Genomic DNA, 19,119 nt, shown 5'->3' on the forward strand with positions numbered 1-19,119 from the left:
AATATACGTATAAAAAGTTGGTGAATTTTATTTTGACTGAGAAGTATTTTAAAATAAGCGGATTACTTGTTTATGGCTTAATTTTAAGTTGGATAATCGGTTTTATTTCTTCTGTTTTTTTAATTTTAGTTAATGGCTTGGCAGATTTTTTGTGGAATGACGTATCCAATGATTTAAAAGTACCCGCTATTTATACATTAATTTTATGTATTTTTGGTGGCATTTTAGTAGGTGTTAGCAAGTACAAGTGGGGCGGCCTCCCTAAAACGGCTAATGAAGCTATTGTTGAATTAAAAACAACTCAAAAAATTGACTATTCGAATGTAGGTCTCAATTTTTTAATTGCTTTTTTAATTTTAGTTTTTGGTGCAAGTGTTGGTCCCGCAGCAGCCATACTAAGTTCTGTTATTGCGTTATCGGTATGGCAGGGAGATAAAATGCGTTACTTTTATTTTTCCTACAACGAATGGAAACAGGATTCTTGGATAATTAAACTAAAAAAATTAACTTTACCTCATAACTACCTTATTCCATATAATCCTGATCGGGCTCCTAAAGAGAAAAAACTGCTTTTATTGAAGAAATCCTTATATATATTATTTATCGTTAATGGAATAGTGACCTTTATGTTCTTTATTAAAATATCAGATCAACCTCCTTTTGTGACAAAGTTAGGGGAAACTAATTGGGGATTAGATGAATTGTTTCTATTTATTCCTTTTGTGTTGTTTGGTATTTTGTTTAGTAAACTTTATGAACTAATGGAAAGAGCAATGAAAAAATTCTTTTCTAAAATTAACAATAAAATTATTTTAAGTGCTGTTATCGGTGGTATTGGTATTGGTTTGATGTCAATAATCGCTCCTAATTTACTTTTTTCCGGCCAACTTTCTATGCGAGCTTTACCTAGTTTAGTACCGACACTTTCGATGGCTACTTTAATTTTAGCTTCTGTTTTAAAACTGATTTTTATGGAGTTTTGTTTTAAGTCAGGTTGGGTTGGTGGAAATGTTTTACCAGTTATATTCGCTTCTATATTACAGGGTTACGCGATCGCGACTTTTTTTCCACAACTAGATATGCTCTTTATCGTAGCTGTTATAGGTGGTAGTGCTTCAATCGCTATTTTAAAGACACCTTTACTAGTAGGGATTGCTCTAATGCTATTTTTCCCTAAAGAGTTAGCCCCGGTTATATTAATCATTGTGTTTTTATTTATTTGGTTAAGTAAAATGGGTAAAAAAAATCCACAAAAAATAACTGCTTGATTTTAGTTGGGAACGCTGGTTGAAACCAACTGAAATGCTCAAAGGTTGTAAGGCTTTTGCATGCATACAAATTTGTCGATAGCGTAAAAATTTGTCCGAAATCACTATTTTTCAAAAAATAAGTACTCGCTCTTTTAGTTTCTTCCAATAAATGATCAAAAGTGTTCATCGTAGTCCTACTATAAGAACGTATTTGATCGATTAAAAAGGGGATACAATCTAATCAACAAGTTATTATTCATTAGGTGAGCATCTTACATGTTGAATAGATTTGAAGTTTATTATTTTATCAACCCAAAACAATATATCTAAGAAACGAAAGAAGCGAAAACCTATAAAAAGAGTTATAATATAATAGGAAGAAACTCAATAAAGAGAGATGGATTTTAAAATGAATGAACAATTAGTAGATTGGATTACACGTTTTCAGAAGGAGAAAGATATAGAGGCTCTCGCAAACTTAAAAGACTATTGCTACTATATGATTGAACCTTTAATTGAGGAATTTACGGAGAAATACGGTGAAGATGCAGGGGAATTATTACGGTTAAAATGGGATAAGCGTTTTTATTTTATTTTTACAAAGTATCAATTGAATGTTGGACTGCCTTTAGATTCTTTTGTTAAAAATACATACCGCTTTTATTTTATGCAGGTTTTGAAAAAGGCTGGCTATTGAATTAAATATATCATTAAAAAATCCTTGTCTCGTGTAAAAACGAGACAAGGATTTTTGTGCTCTTTGGGAGATTAACTGCCTGTAAAAGCTTCTAATCACCAGTAGGGGTGAAGAAAACCGCCTACTGATGAAAGGTAAATTTTATTGATATATCATATCTTCTGCAAGGTGGGTAAACACCTCACCAATGATTGAGTCTTCGTCATAAACGGAAGAACCTGTATTTTCCTCAGGTTGGGCAAATGGAATTTGAGCGAGGATACTTGACTGAAGCTCATCTGCTAATTTCTCTGCGCCACCTTGACCGAATAAATAGTTCTTTTCACCATTTGAGTTTTCGAAGTAAGCCATGTTTTCAACTACACCAAGAATCGTGTGTTTCGTATGTTGAGCCATCAGACCTGCACGAGAAGCAACATGAGAAGCTGCCAGGTGCGGTGTTGTTACAATAATTTCCTGCGCTTGTGGGATCATTGCTGCCATATCAATGGCTACATCTCCTGTACCCGGAGGTAAGTCAATAAGGAGATAATCTAATTCATCCCAATGTGTATTAACAAGGAAATTACGAATCCATTTGTTGAGCATTGGGCCACGCCACATGACAGGTTGGTTTTCGTTTGTGAAAAAACCCATCGACATGATTTTTACACCATGACTTATTACTGGAATAGCTGTTTGGTCAATCATTGTTGGCTTTTGTTGAACCTTCATCATGGCAGGAATACTGAATCCGTATATGTCGGCGTCTAAAATACCTACTCGTTTACCAAGACGGGCAAGAGCTACTGCTAAGTTAATCGTCACGGTAGATTTACCGACGCCACCTTTACCACTGGTAACTGCTATAAATTTGACACCAGAATCGGGTAGAAGCATTTTAGGCATTCCTTTATCCGTAACTTTTTCAGATTTTAAAGAAGCTGTTAAACTACGGCGTTCTTCATCCGTCATAGAACCAAATTTAATGGAGACTTTTGATGCGCCGATCGCTTTCAACGCTTCTTCAATATCTTGTTGGATTTTGGCTTTCAAAGGACATCCTTGAATAGTCAAGATAATATCAAGTGAGATATCCGTACCGTTGACTTGAATATTGCGTACCATATTCAAGTCAACGATGCTTTTATGAAGTTCTGGGTCATCGATTTTCTGCAAAGTTTTTAAAATGTGTTCGTTCGTTAGCATATCAGAATTCACCTTCCTATTTTAGGCCTTTGCCAAGCCCTTTTAAGAAGTGAGCGCCAAAATTTACAGCACGATTAACATCGGGATCGTTTAGCATTTTGAACAGCTTAAAGGCACTAACTTTTTCATCAGATTCAACAGCTTTGTTCGCCTCATCTAAGCCTGAATTTAAGCCTTCAATTAGCTTTGTTGTTGTTTCTGGGTTCAGTTCGGTTAATGCTCCCGCAACACCCATTAAGTTGTTGATGATATTTGTAACAGGCTTACGAGTTAATTGACCAAGAGCAATATGGGTAACTTCTTCTTTTGCTTCAAGTAGTTTCGTAGCTGCTTCTAGTGCTCCAATATCATTTAGTTCTGCCATGATCGTAAAGACCTGGTTAACCATTTCTTCATTCTCAGAAAGAAGTTGCTTTAAATTCTCTAACTTTTCTTCTTTTAGTTGTTCTTCTGTTACTTGCGCTTTTTTTATTGTCGTAATTGGTGCTGCCATGAACTCACTCCCTTTCGTTAGTTGTTAAGTGAACGTAGCCAGGACGATTCCATTTACGCTGTACCTCAACACCATTTTGTGGATGACGTTTTTTATAACGCGGGTTTGTTCTAGGAAGTGGCGATTTTCCTTTTTGCTTCAATACTTCTACGCGTACTTTTGTTTGTTTGTACGCTGGTGTCGATGTATTGATATCTCCAGCAGGGCCCGTTAAGAAATTAATCGCTGAATCTTTGCTAACAGAGTTCATAGGTAAGAAAAGTTCATTTCCTTGTACGCGATCTGTTACTAAGGCGTTTAATTTTAATGCGCCTTGAGGAGACACTAAACGAAGAAGAGCTCCATCTTCAATACCGCGTTCTTTTGCTAGTTCTGGTGATACTTCAACAAAAATTTCAGGTACTTTCGATTGAATACCTTTTGATTTATTTGTCATATTTCCTTCATGGAAATGTTCAAGCATACGACCGTTGTTAATATGGCAATCATATTGCGCCTCATATTCAACCGGTCTGATCCAATCATTTAAAGCAAAACGAGCTTTTTTGTCAGGGAAGTTAAAGCCATCCTCATATAGTAAAGGTGTGTCTTTACCATCATGGCTACCCCAACAGAAGCTACCCCAATTTTCTAATACATCATAGTTCGCTTGCGAGAAGAATGGAGCAAGACTAGCCATTTCAGCAAAGATTTCACTTGGGTGACTGTAATTCCAGTCAGCACCTAGGCGACGTGCTACTAATTGAAGGATTTCCCAATCGGCTTTTGATTCACCAAGTGTTGGTAATACTTGATATAGTCGTTGCACACGACGCTCTGTATTCGTGAAAGTACCTTCTTTTTCAAGAGAAGGTGCTGCTGGTAAAATAACATCAGCATATTGTGCTGTACGTGAAAGGAAGCAATCTTGTACAACAAAGAAGTCTAATTGTGAAAGCACTTTATCTACATGGTTAGCATCGCAATCTACAAGTGCCATATCTTCCCCAACTAAATACATTGCTTTCATTTTACCTTCCATGATCGCATCTAACATTGCCATATTTGTACGACCTGGTTCAGGTTTAATTTTCACGCCATATGCTTCTTCAAATTTCTTACGTGCCTCGTCGTCTATTACTTTTTGATTACCTGGTAATAGATTTGGTAGTGTACCCATATCACAAGCACCTTGAACATTGTTGTGACCACGAAGAGGGTAGGCACCTGCACCTGGACGACGGTAGTTACCAGTAGCTAGAAGTAGGTTAGAAATTGCAGCTGATGTATATGAGCCACCTGTATTTTGTGTAACACCCATACCCCAAAGTACACATGTACCGTCAGCATCACGAATCATTTCAGCAACATTTATCAACGTTTCTTTTGAAATGCCCGTTTCTTTTTCTGCATATTCTAGTGTGTATGTTTCAAGTACTTCTTTAAAATCATCAAAGAAGTGCACGTTCTCTTTAATGAAGGCTTCATCATGCCAGCCTTGATCGATCATGTATTTTGTAACAGCCATTAACCATACTTGGTCTGTACCTTGCTTTGGACGCATGAAGATATCAGAACGCTCAGCCATTTCATGTTTACGAACGTCGGCAACAATTAATTTTTGACCGTGTAACTTATGGGCACGTTTTACACGAGTAGCTAAAACAGGATGACCTTCTGCAGGGTTTGCCCCAACAATAATGACAAGGCCAGCTTTTGCGATATCTTTGATCGTTCCAGCGTCGCCACCTATACCAACTGTGCGTAGTAGGCCATCTGTAGCTGGAGATTGACAATAGCGTGAACAGTTATCGACATCGTTTGTTTCGAATAATTGACGCGCCATTTTTTGAATTAAGTAGTTTTCTTCGTTTGTAATTTTTGAAGAAGAAATAAAGCCAACAGAACCAGAGCCATATTCTTTTTGAATACCACCTAGTTTAGTAGCAATTAAGTCAAGAGCTTCATCCCATGAAGATTCAACAAATGCATCATTTTTACGAATTAATGGTTTTGTAATTCGTTCTTCAGAGTTGATGAAGTCCCAGCCGAATTTTCCTTTTACACAAGTAGAAATAGCATTTACAGGACCGTCAGAAGGTTGCACTTTTAAAATTTTGCGACCTTTTGTCCAAACTTCAAACGAACAACCTACACCACAGAATGTACAAACTGTTTTTGTTTTCTTCGTACGTTTACTACGCATAGCAGCTTCGACTTCGGAAACAGCAAAAATACCGCTATACCCAGGTTCAACTTCCTTAATTAAGTTAATCATCGGATCTAATGTATCTTGTTTAAGCCCAGTCATAAAACCAGCTTCGCCAAGCATTGATTTTTCCATTAAGGCATTACATGGACAAACAGTTACACATTGTCCACAGCCTACACATGAAGAATCGTTAATGGCAACGCCTTCATCCCAAATTACTTTTGGTCTTTCAGCTTCCCAATCAAGAGATAATGTTTCATTAACTTGAAGGTTTTGACAAACCTCTACACATTGTCCACATGCGATACATTGGTTTGGATCATATCGATAAAACGGGTGAGACATGTCTACTTCGTGTGGTTCAACTTTTGGTTGATAAGGATATTTTTGATGTTCAATTTCCATTAATTCTGCTGTGTTGTGTAATGTACAATTTCCGTTGTTATTATCACAAACTGTACAGTACAGCAAATGATTTTCTAGTAAACGATCCATCGCTTCTGTTTGTGCAGCTTTCGCTTTATCAGAAGTAAGTTGGATATCCATGCCGTTTACTGCTTTTGTTGAACAAGAGCGAACTAATTGTCCATTCACTTCGACGATACATGTATCACAAGTTTCAATAGGATCAACAGATGGTACATGACAAATTTGTGGATGTGCGATGCCATTTTGATTAATGGTATCAAGTATTGTAGCTCCCTCTGCTACATCATACGGTTGGCCATTAATTTTAATTGTAGTCAAGGTATTTTCCTCCTTTTGCTCTTTGAGACTTATATGACAACAAGTTAATACTTAGGATAAATCGAGAAAAGAGTTACGAGTTTTTTATTTTGATTGTCTTGTTATAATTCAATTTCCCAATTTGTCCAACTTCTACACCAATATAGATGAAGAAACATTTATTACGAGTTGTCGATGTTGATATTGCTCAAAAATAAAAAAATCCACCATGAAAAGGCACGTTAAAACATGCTATTTATTCATGGTGGATAAAATTCTTAACAGGCCTTGCTAAAAATTCAATCGACTTTTATTTTTTATTCAATATAACTATAGAATTTAAACATTAAAACCACCATGCCTATAGTTCAAACTTATTTGTATGAAACCATGACATAGGAATCAAAATACTTTTATTCCATATCTAATACCAATTATTATAGCCTTTTCAGCTAAAATGGACAATAATAATAATAAAAATTATTGATTGAGAATAATTATCATTGGATATTTTCTCTTTAATTTTTATTTAAGTTGCTATATTATTAACAAACTGTAAGGGTGACCCCCATGAACATAGGATAAAAAGATTAATTACGTTGGGAGAATCGTTAAAATGTCAAAAAAAGTGCATGAGTTCAACGACATTATTCGAAAACTACGCAAAGATATATTTGGAAAAGGACCAGAGCGTATTCATACTGTTTTCGTAGAGAACATGGCTGTCTCAACTTTATATGGTAATATCACACCGACAGAAAAATTTATTGCGAGTACGCCTGAAGGGTTAAAAATGGTTCATGCTGCACGTACAAGAATGATTCAAGATTTGTATACTAAATCACCACCGGAAGGCATGGAAGAACTGATGGGCACTAAGTTACTCCATTTATTTTCAGATATCAAAATTGAAGAAGATTTTGCTATTTCTGTCTTTGTTTTTGAAGATAATATTAGTGAATAAAGGGGATGCCATATGGAACGCGCAGTAGCAAGAGAGATAATACGTGTTGAAGGTAATCAAATCAAGGAAATAGAAGATACTGTTGTCACAGAATATGCTGTCACTGTGAAGATTAATGAGCAAGAATTTGTGACAATGGTTTGCACACCAGAGTATGTAGAAGATATGGTTATTGGATATTTGGCTTCTGAACGAATTATACGCAATTACGAAGATATTGAAAAAATTTGGCACCAAGAAAAAGAAGGTTTTGTGCATGTTAAAACAAAGCGTGTGAATCCTTACTTTCAACAAATTCAAAATAAACGTTACATTACTTCTTGTTGTGGCATGAGCCGCCAAGGTTTTGTTTTTGCTAATGATGCATTAGTAGCTAAAAAAATGGAAGGCATTCATGTGCGTATTACAACAGATGATTGTTTTCGTTTAATGCGCGATATGCAAGATTTGGCTGAAACATTCAAACAGACCGGTGGTGTTCATAACGCAGCACTATGTGATGCGAATGGTGTTTTATTAAGCAGAATGGATATTGGGCGGCATAATGCGTTAGATAAAATTTATGGCTATTGCCTAAAAAATAAAATTAGTATTCAGGACAAAATTATCGTATTTAGCGGAAGGATTTCATCTGAAATTTTACTTAAAGTATCGAAAATTGGCTGTGAAATTGTTCTGTCTAAATCAGCGCCAACAGAATTAGCATTGCAATTGGCAGAGCAACTTGGTATTACGACGGTAGGTTTTATTCGCCAAAATACACTTAATATTTATACACACAAAGATCGTATTCACTTACCTACCAATAAAATGAAAGGAAGAGATTAAAATTACTAATCTACAAGACCAACTACACAGACCATTAAGAGATTTAAGGATATCAGTAACAGACCGTTGTAATTTTCGTTGTCAATATTGCATGCCTGCAGAAGTATTTGGTCCAGATTATGCTTTTTTACCGTCCGATAAAATATTGAGCTTTGAAGAAATCGAACGATTAGTAAAGATTTTCGTTTCATTAGGGGTGAAAAAAGTACGTATTACTGGTGGTGAGCCTTTACTACGTCGTGATCTACCGACATTAATTGAACGTATACATCGCATAGATGGAGTCGAAGATATTGCTTTAACGACTAATGGCACTTTGTTGAAAAAATATGCCAATGAATTAGCGAGAGCAGGTTTATCACGAGTAGCTGTTAGTCTAGATTCTCTAAATGAGGAACGATTTTTCGAGATGAATGGCCATCGAGGAAAAGTGAAAACGGTATTAGAAGGTATAGAAAAAGCGGCAGAAGCGGGTTTACAAGTGAAAATCAATATGGTCGTTCAAAAAGGGAAAAATGAGCAAGATATCGTTTCGATGGCAGAATATTTTAAAGAGAAACAGCATATTCTTCGCTTTATTGAATATATGGATGTCGGTAATTCGAATGGTTGGCAGCTGGATGAAGTTGTGTCGAAGAATGAAATCATTGACCAGGTCCACCACTTTTCTCCTTTGCATCCTGTTGATCCTAATTATAAAGGGGAAGTGGCTACACGTTATCAATATGAGGATGCTCGAGGCGAAATTGGCGTGATATCATCTGTAACAGATTCTTTCTGCTCCACTTGTTCGCGTGCCCGTATTTCGGCAGAAGGAACATTATATACGTGTTTATTTGCAACAGAGGGAACGAATCTACGAGATTTGTTAAGGTCTGGGGAAGATGATGAAACTATCACCCAACACATTTCGAATGTTTGGGAAAATAGAACAGATCGCTATTCCGATGAACGAAATGAACAAACGATGGAAAAAAGGAAAAACTCAAAAATCGAAATGTCACATATCGGTGGGTAGACGAAATAGAATGATATTAGTTGGTGCTGGCTTGTTAGTATTGGTGACTTAGAGTTAAAGAGCAGAAAAAAAACGGCACAATAATGCCGGATTTTTTCTGTTTATTTATGCACAAAGTCACCACTTTTTCCGCCCGTTTTTTGAACGAGGTATGTTTCTTTAATCACCATAGATTTGTCTACGGCTTTACACATATCATAAAAAGTTAGTGCAGCAATGGATACAGCAGTTAGTGCTTCCATTTCGACACCTGTTTTGCCACTACATTTTACTGTAGCTTGAATGTGTAGTTCGTAACCAACTTCTGCTTTTGTATATTCAAACTGAAGATCTGTTCCTTGTAACATAATCGGATGGCACATTGGGATAATATCAGCAGTTTTTTTAGCACCTATAATCCCAGCAATTTGTGCCACTTGCGTAGGGTCGCCTTTTTTTATGCCTCCCTGTTGGATAGCTTGATAGACTTCATCGGATAACGTGATTGTACTACGAGCAATCGCTGTACGGTTTGTGATTGTTTTATCTGAAATGTCGACCATTTTGGGACGACCTTCTTCATTCCAGTGTGTAAAATTACTCATTATTAGACTTCCTTTCAAATGTTTGTGGCCAATCTTGTTGGGAATTGATATTGATAAATGTGGAGTTGTCTTCTTCAAATGGTACATAACATACTTGAAGTTGTTCTAACAAGACTTTCATACTTCGCTTATTTTGTAGGACTAATTGCTGTGTTTTAGGTAAAGCGCTGCGTCGATATAAAGCAGCGAGCGGTTGTAATCTTGAAACTTGTTTAGGAACAATCGCATCATAACGATCATCGATAAATGTTAGCATAGTTTGCACAAAATCTGCATTAATAAAAGGCATGTCACTTGCTATTACGAAAAACCACTCTACTTCCGGGAAATTTGTCATTATGTTATGCAAGGCAAACAGAGGTCCTTGATGAGGCTGTTTTTCAATGATCCATTGGACATTTTCTTCTACAAACTTTGATTGCAAGCTAGCATTTGTAGCAATAATTAAAGGCTGTAATTGATTTTTTTGTAAGGCTATGAGACTGTGCTTATATAAAGGTAGACCAGCAAATAATTCAAACATTTTCGGCTGACCATACCGTGAAGATTGACCGCCAGCTAGGACAACACCAGCCATTTTCATATGCGATTCAACTCACCGACAAAATGTTGCACAGTAGGAAGAATCAGTTTTGTCATGGCGAGTGTCACGGCATTAGTGGAACCTGGTAGCACATAGATAGCCGTTTTATTGCGACTACCCGCTGTTGCACGACTAAACATGGCTCTTGGTCCGATTTCTTCATAGCTTAGTGTTCGAAATAATTCACCAAAGCCCATCATTTCTTTTTCGAAAAGAGGGAGAATCGTGTCATAAGTTTGGTCTCTCGGTGTAAATCCTGTTCCTCCTGTTACGATAATGGTATTAATGGCTGGATCATCACACCATTTTTGTACGTGGTTAGAGATTTCAAGCGGTTCATCTCTTGACATTTGATAGTCTACTAATTCAAATGACGCTTCTTGAAGTAATGATTGAATACGCTGACCACCACGATCATCCGCCTTCGTGCGTGTGTCGCTCACAGTTAAAATGGCAGCTCGTATAGGAAGTTGACTATGTGTAGGATGCAAGGTAAAAGACCTCCTTTTATAGAGTAGATATTTGTTTTTGCTGAAAAACATTGCTTTTATTATAAAGCTATAAATTAAAAGGTCAAACTAAAATTCATAGAAAGAAAGGCAAAAGCGTTTATGCATAATAGATATTCTAGACAACAATTATTCAGCCCAATCGGAGAAAACGGGCAGCTACTACTAAAACAAAAGCATGTCCTGATGATAGGAGTAGGTGCTTTGGGCAGTGCTAGCACAGAGGCTCTTGTAAGGGCAGGCGTCGGAAAATTGACGATTATTGATCGTGATTATGTAGAGTGGAGTAATTTACAAAGACAACAACTATATACCGAACAAGATGCGCAAGAAAAAGTACCTAAAGTAATTGCTGCAAAAAAACGACTACAAAGCATTAACTCAGAGGTAGAAATTAAGGAATACATTCTTGATGCGTGTACAGAGCAAATAATCCCACTACTTGCAGATGTAGATATTATGTTGGATGCAACGGATAACTTTGATATTCGCTTTATGATGAACGATCTTGCACAAAAATATCAAATTCCTTGGGTTTATGGTTCTTGTGTTGGAAGTTATGGCGCTACTTATACGATTGTGCCAGGTAAAACACCTTGTTTACATTGTTTGCTAGCAGCGATGCCTAATACAGGGATGACATGCGATACAGTAGGAATTATAAGTCCGACTGTTCAAATCGTAGCAGCTTATCAAGTAGCTGAGGTATTAAAGTATTTAGTAGCCGATGAAAAAGCATTACGAAAAAGTTATTTAACTTTTGATGTTTGGCAAAATCAACACTATGAAATAAACGTAGAAAAAATTCGCAATGATAATTGCCCATCGTGTGGCAAAAATCCGACCTATCCGTATTTATCATATGAAAATCAAACAAAGTTAAATGTATTATGTGGTCGGGATGCTATTCAAATACGTCCAGCAAAACCGATTTACTATAATTTTGATCAACTAGCTGCTCAACTTAGTCCCTATGGTGATATTCAACAAAATTCTTATTTACTATCTTGCCAAGCTGAAGATTATCGACTAGTAATTTTCCAAGATGGACGAGTTGTCATTCACGGTGTACAAGATATACAAAAAGCTAAAACCATTTATTATCGTTTATTCGGATAAAGGAGTGTTCTAAAATGTTAGAAAAAAGAAAACCAATTGCTGTTGGGGAAGCTGTTCAACGTGTAATGGAGTTTGCATTCCAAGAAAAAATAGAGGTCGTTTCACTACAGCAAGCACATGGGCGTTTTTTAGCAGAAGATGTTGCTGCAGACCAAGATGTACCAGCTTTTGATCGTTCACCTTATGATGGTTATGCTTTTCGCTCGGTCGATAGTCAAGAGGCATCTTCAGAAAATCCAGTAACCTTTAAAGTAGTGGGGGAAATTGGTGCGGGCTATGTTTTTGAGGGAGAAATCGGTGTTCGAGAAGCGGTGCGCATTATGACAGGAGCTCCTATCCCAAACGGATGTGATGCTGTCGTCATGCTAGAATTAACGCATACATTTGAAGAAGATAATCAACGGTATATGTCGATTAAACGTTCTTTTGAAGCGGGAACAAATATTTCCTATAAGGGAGAGGACGTTCAAAAAGGCGCAATCCTTATTGAAAAAGGACAATACATCAATCCAGGTGTTGTTGCATTACTTGCTACTTTTGGTTATGATCAAGTACCTGTTTTTCGTAAATCAATCGTTGGCGTTATAGCAACAGGAAGTGAATTACTAGAACCGAGTGATTCTTTACAACCAGGAAAAATTCGTAATAGCAATGCATATATGATAATGGCTCAAATTGAACGCGCTGGGGCAACGGTTAAATATTTTGGTAAGTTTAGCGATGATCTGAATTTATGTATTCAAGCTGTTGAAAAAGCACTTCAGGAAGTAGACATCTTGATTACAACAGGAGGAGTATCAGTAGGTGATTACGATTACTTACCAGCTATTTATGAAGCCATTGACGCACAAGTACTTTTTAATAAAGTAGCAATGCGACCAGGTAGTGTAACTACTGTTGCGGCTCGAAATGGTCAATTATTATTTGGACTTTCCGGTAATCCATCAGCTTGTTATGTTGGTTTTGAATTATTTACACGACCTATTATTCGAACGGCATTTGGTAATAAGCAACCACATCTACGGAGAGAGCAGGCTGTTTTAAATGCGGACTTTAAAAAACCGAATCCATTTACCCGTTTTGTGCGTGCGAATACTTCTTACGAAAACGGTCAATTAGTTGCAGTTCCTTCTGGGTTCGATAAATCTAGTGCCGTTTCCTCCTTAGCAGAAGCCAATTCTTTTATTGTATTACCTGGAGGATCACGAGGATACGAAAAAGGAATGCAAGTAGTTGTCTTATTGTTAGAAGATTTGCAAGGAAGTGAGTGGCCATGGGGCAACATCGAAAAATCTTACAAATCGTAGGCTATCAAAATAGTGGAAAGACAACGTTAATGGAACAACTCATTACACAAGCCACTACAGAAGGTTTTCGTGTAGGATCAATCAAGCATCATGGACATGGTGGTATTCCTATGATAGAAAGTTCAAAAGATAGTGTTCGTCATGAGAAAGCTGGCGCAAGTGTGACAGCAGTTGAGGGAGAAGGTACTTTGCGCATGAGCATTCACCAAAGTAACTGGCAGCTTGCTGATATATTAGTTATTTATGAAACATTTAATATGGATATCATTTTCATTGAAGGTTATAAAAATGAAGACTATCCAAAGGTTGTTCTTTTGCGACAGGCAGAAGATCAATCTTTGCTACAAAAAGTAACCAATATCGTCTGTGTTCTTTATTGGCCAACATATCCACTAAATAAACCGTTAGATTATCCCACTTTTTCAATTCAAGAAAAAGCACAATATATAGAATTTCTAATGCAGGAAATGAGGAATAAATCATGACTACATCGTTGTTTGAAATCATTGATAAACCAATTGATGTTGAAGAGGTTAGACAAAAAGTAACAGATCGAAATGCTGGTGCAATCACTGTTTTCATCGGAACAGTACGTGAAATGACGAAAGGCAAGAAAACACTACATTTGGAATATCAAGCTTATCCATCTATGGCTATTAAAATGTTTGAACAAATATCTAACGAAATACAAGAGCGATGGCCAGAAGCAAAAGTAGCCATTACACATCGTGTGGGTCATTTAGAAATTTCGGATATTGCCGTAGTAATTGCGGTTTCGTCACCGCATCGTAAAATAGCCTATAAAGCCAATGAATATGCTATTGATCGTATTAAACAAATTGTACCTATTTGGAAAAAAGAGTATTGGGAAGACGGGACTGAATGGATTGGTGATCAATTAGAAAATGTCCCTTATCCAAAAGGAAATCCATCAATCAGTGAGGAGGAATCTTGTGATTAACATATTACTATTTGCTCACTTACAAGAAATAATCGGTGAGTCAAAATTATGTGTAGACCTGTCAGATCTTACAGTGGGCCAAATTAAAGAATGGATGGAAACGCAATATTCACAAGTTAATTTACAACATGTCATGACTGCTGTAAATGAGGAATTTGCAACAGATGCAACGGTTGTAAAAAAAGGAGATACAATCGCCTTTATTCCACCTATTAGTGGAGGGTAAAAAGAAAAGATGTAGTTGGTACAGTTTAGTTTGAACCGACTACATCTTTTACTTTATTTATTCTGTAAAGCCCTATTGATGATGACAAATAATCAGTAGGATTAGAAACTCCCACTGGTTCATTTATGCCTTCAAGAGATGAACGCTCAGAAGCATAAGGAAGGAAATACCTATCATACAAATCACCCATGACCAAGCGAGTGACATGTTACCTGAACCAATCGCCATGTAAATAGCAAGTGGTGTAGTTTGCGTTTTGCCTGGAAGGTTTCCAGCAAACATCAGGGTTGCACCAAATTCACCTAAAGCGCGTGTAAAACTTAAAATTCCACCTGAGACAATTGATTTTAATGCAAGAGGGATAGAAATAAAGAAAAAGACTTGCCATTTGTTAGCACCATCAACACGTGCAGCGTTCTCGATGTCCACATCAACAGATTCAAAGCCAGTTTTTGCTGATTGATACATTAATGGAAATGCAACAACTGTAGAGGCAATGACTGCCGCCCACCATGTGAACATAACGGGTTGATTAAAAAGCCATGTAATCAAGTTACCTAGCACACTGTTTTTGCCAAAGATAATAATTAGAAGAAATCCTACTACAGTAGGAGGTAATACTAATGGTAAAAGTAACACTGTTTCTAGAAATAATTTTCCTTTGAAATTGCGTTTTGCCATCCATTTACCAAATAGAATACCTGCTACTATCACAATTATTCCTGACACAAGCGCTATCTCAATAGAAAGCTTAAGAGGTGACCAGAAATCAGTACTCATCTATTAATGAGTTCCTTGAAAGCCATATTTTTTAAATACTTTCATCGCTTGATCACTTTGTAAATAGTGATAAAAATCTTCCGCTTCTTTCGCATGCTTACTATCTTTGATAACACCTACAGGATAAATAATGGGCGTATGTGTATCTTCTTTGGCTGTAGCAACGACATTGACTTTTTCTGATACAAGGGCATCTGTTTTATAAACCAAACCTGCATCAACATTTTCAGATTCTGTATAAGTAAGAACTTGTCGTACGTCTTTTGTATAGACTACTTTTGATTCTACATTTTCCAAAAGGCTCATGTTTTTCAATGTTTCTATACCGTACTTGCCAGCAGGAACCGTTTCAGGTGTACCAACGGCAATCTTATCAACTTTCGTTAAGTCTTCAAATGATTGAATATGTTTTTCATTTTTCTTAGGAACGATTAACACTAATTCGTTAGCTAAAAGATCCGTTCCTTGTTTTTTGTCGATTAAATCTTTTTGAACTAGCTCATCAAACTTATCCTCTGCTGCTGAAAAGAAAAGATCAACAGGAGCACCTTCTAAAATTTGTTGCTGTAAAGCACCAGAGCCACCAAAATTAAATGTGATTTTAATATTATCGTGTTCATTTTCATAGTTTTTTTGAAGTTCTTCTAATGAATCTTGTAAACTAGCGGCTGCGGAAATCGTTAATTCAACAGGTTCGTTTGTTTTGTTGTTACTCTCTTGACTACCACAACCTGTTAATATGCCGATCAGTAGTAACAATGAAGCTATTAAACTATAATACTTTTTCACTTTGATTATACTCCTTTTATAACTCGTTATAACAAGACATAACTAATTATAATTAGTTATGTCCAAAAAAGAAATACCTAATCGCTAGAAACGTTCAAGATGTAAAAAATATGGTTCACACCAAAAGTTGTAGAGGAGTTTTGTTAAACGTATACTATGTAAATAAGTTGATTGGAGTGGAGGCTGGGCGACTCCTTTGGGATTAGCAATAGAGGAACGAAGGCTAAAACCATCACATCCTGTGATAACGCCTTCGTGACCAACTTCCTGCTGTTGCTGTCGCTACGTTGCACTACGCTTTCGCACAGAATGAAACCCTTTTGCTGACGCTTCGTTAGCACTACGCTTTCGCGCAAAAAACATCTGTTGGCCCAAGCGGCTCATCGGACGCCACCAGGAAGCTCTGCTCTGCGCGACAGCGAAGCGTCAGCGGCAAATTTTTTATCTGTGCGAAAGCGAAGCGACAGCAGGAAAGCGCCCAGTCGGAACGGAAATCAACCACACGTTTTGGTGATGGTCCAAAAATATTATAATTAAGTTACTATAGTATCAATAGAAGCAGAAGGGGAGATTTTTTACATGTCACAGGAACATTCCTATACGATAGAAGAGGTGGCTCAATTATTAAAGGTTTCAAAATTGACGATCTACGATTTAGTGAAAAAGGGAGATTTACCTGTTTTTCGTGTAGGTCGACAAATGCGTGTGGATAGAAACGATTTACAGTTATATATACAAAAAAGCAAGACAGGAGCAACTCCTGCTGCATCTACTGCCTCGACTACTCCTTCCACAAAAAATAAAAAAATTATTATTAGCGGACAAGATTTAGCCTTAGACTTATTAGGAAAATATATAGAGAAAAAACAATCAAATAAAGTATTGCGCTCACATGAAGGAAGCTTTAATGGTGTCATGGCACTATATAATGGGGAATGTGATATTGCTAGTTTACATTTGTACGATGGTGATACAGGGGAATATAATACTCCTTATTTGAAAAAGATTTTTGTAAGTCACTCTTATATTCTTCTCAATCTGATTTCACGCCGAGCAGGCTTTTATGTTCAGAAAGGAAATCCATTGCAAATTCAATCAATTGAAGATTTTAAGACTAAATCACTAAAATTGATGAACCGTGAAAAAGGTTCAGGTGCTCGTACTTTCTTAGATGAACAATTACGCATTCATCATATCTCTCCGTCCTCAATTGAAGGATATAACGAAGAAGAAATGAGCCATATAGATGTAGCTTCAGCTATCGCAAATGGGAATGCAGACATTGGAATAGGCATTGAAAAAATATCAAAACTCGTAGAGGTCGACTTTATACCACTTATTACAGAACGTTATGATATTGTCCTATTAAAAACACCTGAAAATCAACTGCTGGTTGAATCAGTAAAAGAGATTTTAAATTCACCAGATTTCCAATCAGAAGTAGTCGCACTAGGAGATTATGACGTCACTCAAATGGGACAAATTATTTATGAAACACTTTAACTTCTTTCAGCAATTATTTTTTGTAGCGACAGGGCAGAAGTCTTCAACTCTATAGGTGTTCAGCGATTATCCAAACATCTACTGAAATAGAGGAACTCAGTCTAAGAGCGGTAACACCTTCCATTTAACTTTATTAAATAATAGTTTTTTAACTGAAAAAGACTTTTTTTTGTAACAAAGTGGGTAAGTGAGAGAATAAATTTTAGGAAATTTGCTTTTACACTAGACAAATATGATTTTTTCTTATATAGTGAGTATAATAAAATCGTTTTCAAGAGAACAATAAATTCACATATTACAAAGAGTAATCGTGTTTTGTTTGATGCTTTTTGTAATATGTGAATTTTTTTCTTTTGAAGAAAATGATTTTACTTAAATACAATTAATGGAGGTCATGCAAAATGGCACAAGGTACAGTAAAATGGTTTAACTCAGAAAAAGGTTTTGGATTCATCGAAGTAGAAGGCGGAAATGACGTTTTCGCTCACTTCTCAGCTATCCAAGGCGAAGGTTTCAAAACACTTGAAGAAGGTCAAAAAGTTGAATTCTCAGTAGAAGAAGGCCAACGCGGACCTCAAGCTACAAACATCGTAAAACTTTAATTTTAATGATGTAACCATAAAAGAGGCATCCTTTCATTAGGATGCCTCTTTTTTATGCGAAAAAAGAAGCGTTGTAATGGAAAAATGGATTGACGCAACAAATTTAATAAAGATATATGTATGCGGACATTATTATGCCTAATTTTGTTTTACATAACTGAACTGCAGCTCCAATTTTAGACATTAACAATTGTAGCTGCAGTTTTTATTAGTGGTTTTAGTTGTAAACTGGTAATGAAGGAGACAACTATATACTTCTTATAAGCTTCGAGTTAGTATGTTTATTATGATTTTAAAATTGAATGTAGGAGGGCGTTATGGAAATTTGGGATGTTTACGATAAGAATAAAAATAAAACAAATAAGCGCCACGTGCGTGGAGAAAAGTTAGCAGATGGTGATTATCATGTAGTTGTACATGTATAGAATTATAAGGGTGAAATTCTCTTAACGAAAAGACATCCGGATAAAACTTATCCTAATTTGTGGGAATGTCCGGGTGGCTCTATTTTAGCAGGGGAAAGTAGTCTTGATGGTGCTATAAGAGAAGTAAAAGAAGAGATCGGAATTAAATTACTTAAGTTTAATGGAAAAATGATAAAGAGTGACCGTAGAGACGCGTACAATGATTTTTACGATGTATGGCTTTTTGACCAAAGCTTTGAAATTACGGAAACAGTGCTACAAGAAGATGAAGTGAGCGATATTAAATGGGTAACCAAATTTGAGCTTGCAAATATGTATGATTCTAGAAATATAGTACCAACGCTTGATTATTTTAGATTTGTCTTTTAATAAGGCA

At 36.4% G+C, this 19,119-nt stretch carries 21 protein-coding genes; 13 read left to right on the top strand and 8 right to left on the bottom strand.

What is annotated here, in order from left to right; genetic code table 11:
• The first annotated feature begins 32 nt into the window (after positions 1-32).
• Both JNUCC51_RS18175 and JNUCC51_RS18180 read left to right on the top strand, forming a co-directional pair.
• Positions 33-1,268, top strand: coding sequence for a chloride channel protein (locus JNUCC51_RS18175; protein WP_337989152.1), 1,236 nt, complete (start codon positions 33-35; stop codon positions 1,266-1,268).
• A 391-nt stretch (positions 1,269-1,659) separates the two neighbouring features.
• Entirely contained in the window at positions 1,660-1,947 is a 288-nt protein-coding gene (locus tag JNUCC51_RS18180; protein WP_049667586.1) for a hypothetical protein, read from the top strand.
• Between the two features lie 141 nt (positions 1,948-2,088).
• Here JNUCC51_RS18180 and JNUCC51_RS18185 read toward each other — a convergent pair whose 3' ends face one another.
• The 3 genes from JNUCC51_RS18185 to fdhF are packed head-to-tail and all read right to left on the bottom strand — an operon-like array spanning position 2,089 to position 6,566.
• Positions 2,089-3,135: an Mrp/NBP35 family ATP-binding protein gene (locus JNUCC51_RS18185; RefSeq protein ID WP_337989153.1), complete on the bottom strand. Its 1,047-nt coding sequence runs from the start codon at positions 3,133-3,135 to the stop codon at positions 2,089-2,091.
• Between the two features lie 16 nt (positions 3,136-3,151).
• The gene (locus tag JNUCC51_RS18190; protein WP_337989154.1) at positions 3,152-3,628 is read right to left on the bottom strand and encodes a helical membrane plugin domain-containing protein; all 477 of its coding nucleotides are present in this window, start codon (positions 3,626-3,628) and stop codon (positions 3,152-3,154) included.
• Positions 3,629-3,632: 4 nt separating this feature from the next.
• Positions 3,633-6,566, bottom strand: coding sequence for a formate dehydrogenase subunit alpha (gene fdhF / locus JNUCC51_RS18195; protein ID WP_337989155.1), 2,934 nt, complete (start codon positions 6,564-6,566; stop codon positions 3,633-3,635).
• Between the two features lie 595 nt (positions 6,567-7,161).
• On the opposite strand from fdhF, the gene JNUCC51_RS18200 reads away from it, so the two are divergent.
• From JNUCC51_RS18200 to moaA, 3 genes are read left to right on the top strand one after another with little or no spacing between them, the layout of a single operon-like run.
• Entirely contained in the window at positions 7,162-7,509 is a 348-nt protein-coding gene (locus JNUCC51_RS18200; protein ID WP_049667590.1) for a Na-translocating system protein MpsC family protein, read from the top strand.
• Positions 7,510-7,521: 12 nt separating this feature from the next.
• Positions 7,522-8,337 (top strand): formate dehydrogenase accessory sulfurtransferase FdhD, encoded by an 816-nt coding sequence (gene fdhD / locus JNUCC51_RS18205; RefSeq protein ID WP_337989156.1) that lies wholly within the window; start codon positions 7,522-7,524, stop codon positions 8,335-8,337.
• A gap of 1 nt (position 8,338) precedes the next feature.
• Entirely contained in the window at positions 8,339-9,355 is a 1,017-nt protein-coding gene (gene moaA, locus JNUCC51_RS18210; RefSeq protein ID WP_337992258.1) for a GTP 3',8-cyclase MoaA, read from the top strand.
• A gap of 101 nt (positions 9,356-9,456) precedes the next feature.
• On the opposite strand, the gene moaC is transcribed toward moaA, so the two are convergent.
• Genes moaC through JNUCC51_RS18225 form a run of 3 tightly spaced genes read right to left on the bottom strand, consistent with a single transcriptional unit; the run spans position 9,457 to position 11,013 of the window.
• Positions 9,457-9,939, bottom strand: coding sequence for a cyclic pyranopterin monophosphate synthase MoaC (gene moaC, locus JNUCC51_RS18215; RefSeq protein ID WP_049667593.1), 483 nt, complete (start codon positions 9,937-9,939; stop codon positions 9,457-9,459).
• A complete protein-coding gene (gene mobA, locus JNUCC51_RS18220; RefSeq protein ID WP_337989157.1) occupies positions 9,932-10,522 on the bottom strand; it encodes a molybdenum cofactor guanylyltransferase in 591 nt (196 codons plus the stop codon). Before mobA ends, moaC begins: the two co-directional genes overlap by 8 nt.
• Positions 10,519-11,013, bottom strand: a complete 495-nt coding sequence (locus tag JNUCC51_RS18225; RefSeq protein WP_337989158.1) for a MogA/MoaB family molybdenum cofactor biosynthesis protein — start codon at positions 11,011-11,013, stop codon at positions 10,519-10,521. The genes mobA and JNUCC51_RS18225 overlap by 4 nt, the downstream gene beginning before the upstream one ends.
• Positions 11,014-11,133: 120 nt before the next feature.
• Here JNUCC51_RS18225 and JNUCC51_RS18230 point away from each other — a divergent pair, with 120 nt between their 5' ends.
• Genes JNUCC51_RS18230 through moaD form a run of 5 tightly spaced genes read left to right on the top strand, consistent with a single transcriptional unit; the run spans position 11,134 to position 14,644 of the window.
• Positions 11,134-12,150 (top strand): thiazole biosynthesis adenylyltransferase ThiF, encoded by a 1,017-nt coding sequence (locus JNUCC51_RS18230; RefSeq protein ID WP_337989159.1) that lies wholly within the window; start codon positions 11,134-11,136, stop codon positions 12,148-12,150.
• A 14-nt stretch (positions 12,151-12,164) separates the two neighbouring features.
• Positions 12,165-13,457: a molybdopterin molybdotransferase MoeA gene (locus JNUCC51_RS18235; RefSeq protein ID WP_337989160.1), complete on the top strand. Its 1,293-nt coding sequence runs from the start codon at positions 12,165-12,167 to the stop codon at positions 13,455-13,457.
• Positions 13,418-13,942, top strand: coding sequence for a molybdopterin-guanine dinucleotide biosynthesis protein B (gene mobB / locus JNUCC51_RS18240; protein ID WP_337989161.1), 525 nt, complete (start codon positions 13,418-13,420; stop codon positions 13,940-13,942). The genes JNUCC51_RS18235 and mobB overlap by 40 nt, the downstream gene beginning before the upstream one ends.
• The gene (locus JNUCC51_RS18245) at positions 13,939-14,418 is read left to right on the top strand and encodes a molybdenum cofactor biosynthesis protein MoaE (RefSeq protein ID WP_337989162.1); all 480 of its coding nucleotides are present in this window, start codon (positions 13,939-13,941) and stop codon (positions 14,416-14,418) included. Before mobB ends, JNUCC51_RS18245 begins: the two co-directional genes overlap by 4 nt.
• The gene (gene moaD / locus JNUCC51_RS18250; RefSeq protein WP_100542984.1) at positions 14,411-14,644 is read left to right on the top strand and encodes a molybdopterin converting factor subunit 1; all 234 of its coding nucleotides are present in this window, start codon (positions 14,411-14,413) and stop codon (positions 14,642-14,644) included. The genes JNUCC51_RS18245 and moaD overlap by 8 nt, the downstream gene beginning before the upstream one ends.
• 123 nt (positions 14,645-14,767) lie before the next feature.
• Here the strand turns inward: moaD and modB are convergent, their stop codons facing one another.
• Both modB and modA read right to left on the bottom strand, forming a co-directional pair.
• A complete protein-coding gene (gene modB / locus JNUCC51_RS18255; protein ID WP_337989163.1) occupies positions 14,768-15,424 on the bottom strand; it encodes a molybdate ABC transporter permease subunit in 657 nt (218 codons plus the stop codon).
• Between the two features lie 3 nt (positions 15,425-15,427).
• Positions 15,428-16,213, bottom strand: coding sequence for a molybdate ABC transporter substrate-binding protein (modA, locus tag JNUCC51_RS18260; protein ID WP_337989164.1), 786 nt, complete (start codon positions 16,211-16,213; stop codon positions 15,428-15,430).
• A 579-nt stretch (positions 16,214-16,792) separates the two neighbouring features.
• Here modA and JNUCC51_RS18265 point away from each other — a divergent pair.
• The 3 genes from JNUCC51_RS18265 to JNUCC51_RS18275 all read left to right on the top strand — a co-directional run bounded on the left by JNUCC51_RS18265 (position 16,793) and on the right by JNUCC51_RS18275 (position 19,112).
• Positions 16,793-17,716 (top strand): substrate-binding domain-containing protein, encoded by a 924-nt coding sequence (locus JNUCC51_RS18265; protein WP_337989165.1) that lies wholly within the window; start codon positions 16,793-16,795, stop codon positions 17,714-17,716.
• Between the two features lie 401 nt (positions 17,717-18,117).
• Positions 18,118-18,318 carry a cold-shock protein gene (locus JNUCC51_RS18270; protein WP_248716720.1) on the top strand — a complete coding sequence of 67 codons (201 nt, stop codon included), beginning with the start codon at positions 18,118-18,120 and terminating at the stop codon, positions 18,316-18,318.
• A 482-nt stretch (positions 18,319-18,800) separates the two neighbouring features.
• Complete coding sequence (locus JNUCC51_RS18275) at positions 18,801-19,112, top strand: NUDIX domain-containing protein (protein ID WP_337989166.1); 312 nt, start codon at positions 18,801-18,803, stop codon at positions 19,110-19,112.
• The last annotated feature ends 7 nt before the right edge of the window (positions 19,113-19,119 follow it).

Origin of the sequence: Lysinibacillus sp. JNUCC 51, from assembly GCF_015999525.1 — a bacterium.
In the GTDB taxonomy this organism is placed as follows: Bacteria; Bacillota; Bacilli; order Bacillales_A; family Planococcaceae; genus Lysinibacillus; species Lysinibacillus xylanilyticus.

Bases quoted from the DNA above. Each gene is read 5' to 3' on its own strand.
- JNUCC51_RS18180 (WP_049667586.1), top strand. From the start codon at position 1,660: ATGAATGAACAATTAGTAGATTGGATTACACGTTTTCAGAAGGAGAAA.
- JNUCC51_RS18185 (WP_337989153.1), bottom strand. From the start codon at position 3,135: ATGCTAACGAACGAACACATTTTAAAAACTTTGCAGAAAATCGATGAC.
- JNUCC51_RS18190 (WP_337989154.1), bottom strand. From the start codon at position 3,628: ATGGCAGCACCAATTACGACAATAAAAAAAGCGCAAGTAACAGAAGAA.
- JNUCC51_RS18200 (WP_049667590.1), top strand. From the start codon at position 7,162: ATGTCAAAAAAAGTGCATGAGTTCAACGACATTATTCGAAAACTACGC.
- fdhD (WP_337989156.1), top strand. From the start codon at position 7,522: ATGGAACGCGCAGTAGCAAGAGAGATAATACGTGTTGAAGGTAATCAA.
- moaC (WP_049667593.1), bottom strand. From the start codon at position 9,939: ATGAGTAATTTTACACACTGGAATGAAGAAGGTCGTCCCAAAATGGTC.
- mobA (WP_337989157.1), bottom strand. From the start codon at position 10,522: ATGAAAATGGCTGGTGTTGTCCTAGCTGGCGGTCAATCTTCACGGTAT.
- JNUCC51_RS18230 (WP_337989159.1), top strand. From the start codon at position 11,134: ATGCATAATAGATATTCTAGACAACAATTATTCAGCCCAATCGGAGAA.
- JNUCC51_RS18235 (WP_337989160.1), top strand. From the start codon at position 12,165: ATGTTAGAAAAAAGAAAACCAATTGCTGTTGGGGAAGCTGTTCAACGT.
- JNUCC51_RS18245 (WP_337989162.1), top strand. From the start codon at position 13,939: ATGACTACATCGTTGTTTGAAATCATTGATAAACCAATTGATGTTGAA.
- modB (WP_337989163.1), bottom strand. From the start codon at position 15,424: ATGAGTACTGATTTCTGGTCACCTCTTAAGCTTTCTATTGAGATAGCG.
- JNUCC51_RS18265 (WP_337989165.1), top strand. From the start codon at position 16,793: ATGTCACAGGAACATTCCTATACGATAGAAGAGGTGGCTCAATTATTA.
- JNUCC51_RS18270 (WP_248716720.1), top strand. From the start codon at position 18,118: ATGGCACAAGGTACAGTAAAATGGTTTAACTCAGAAAAAGGTTTTGGA.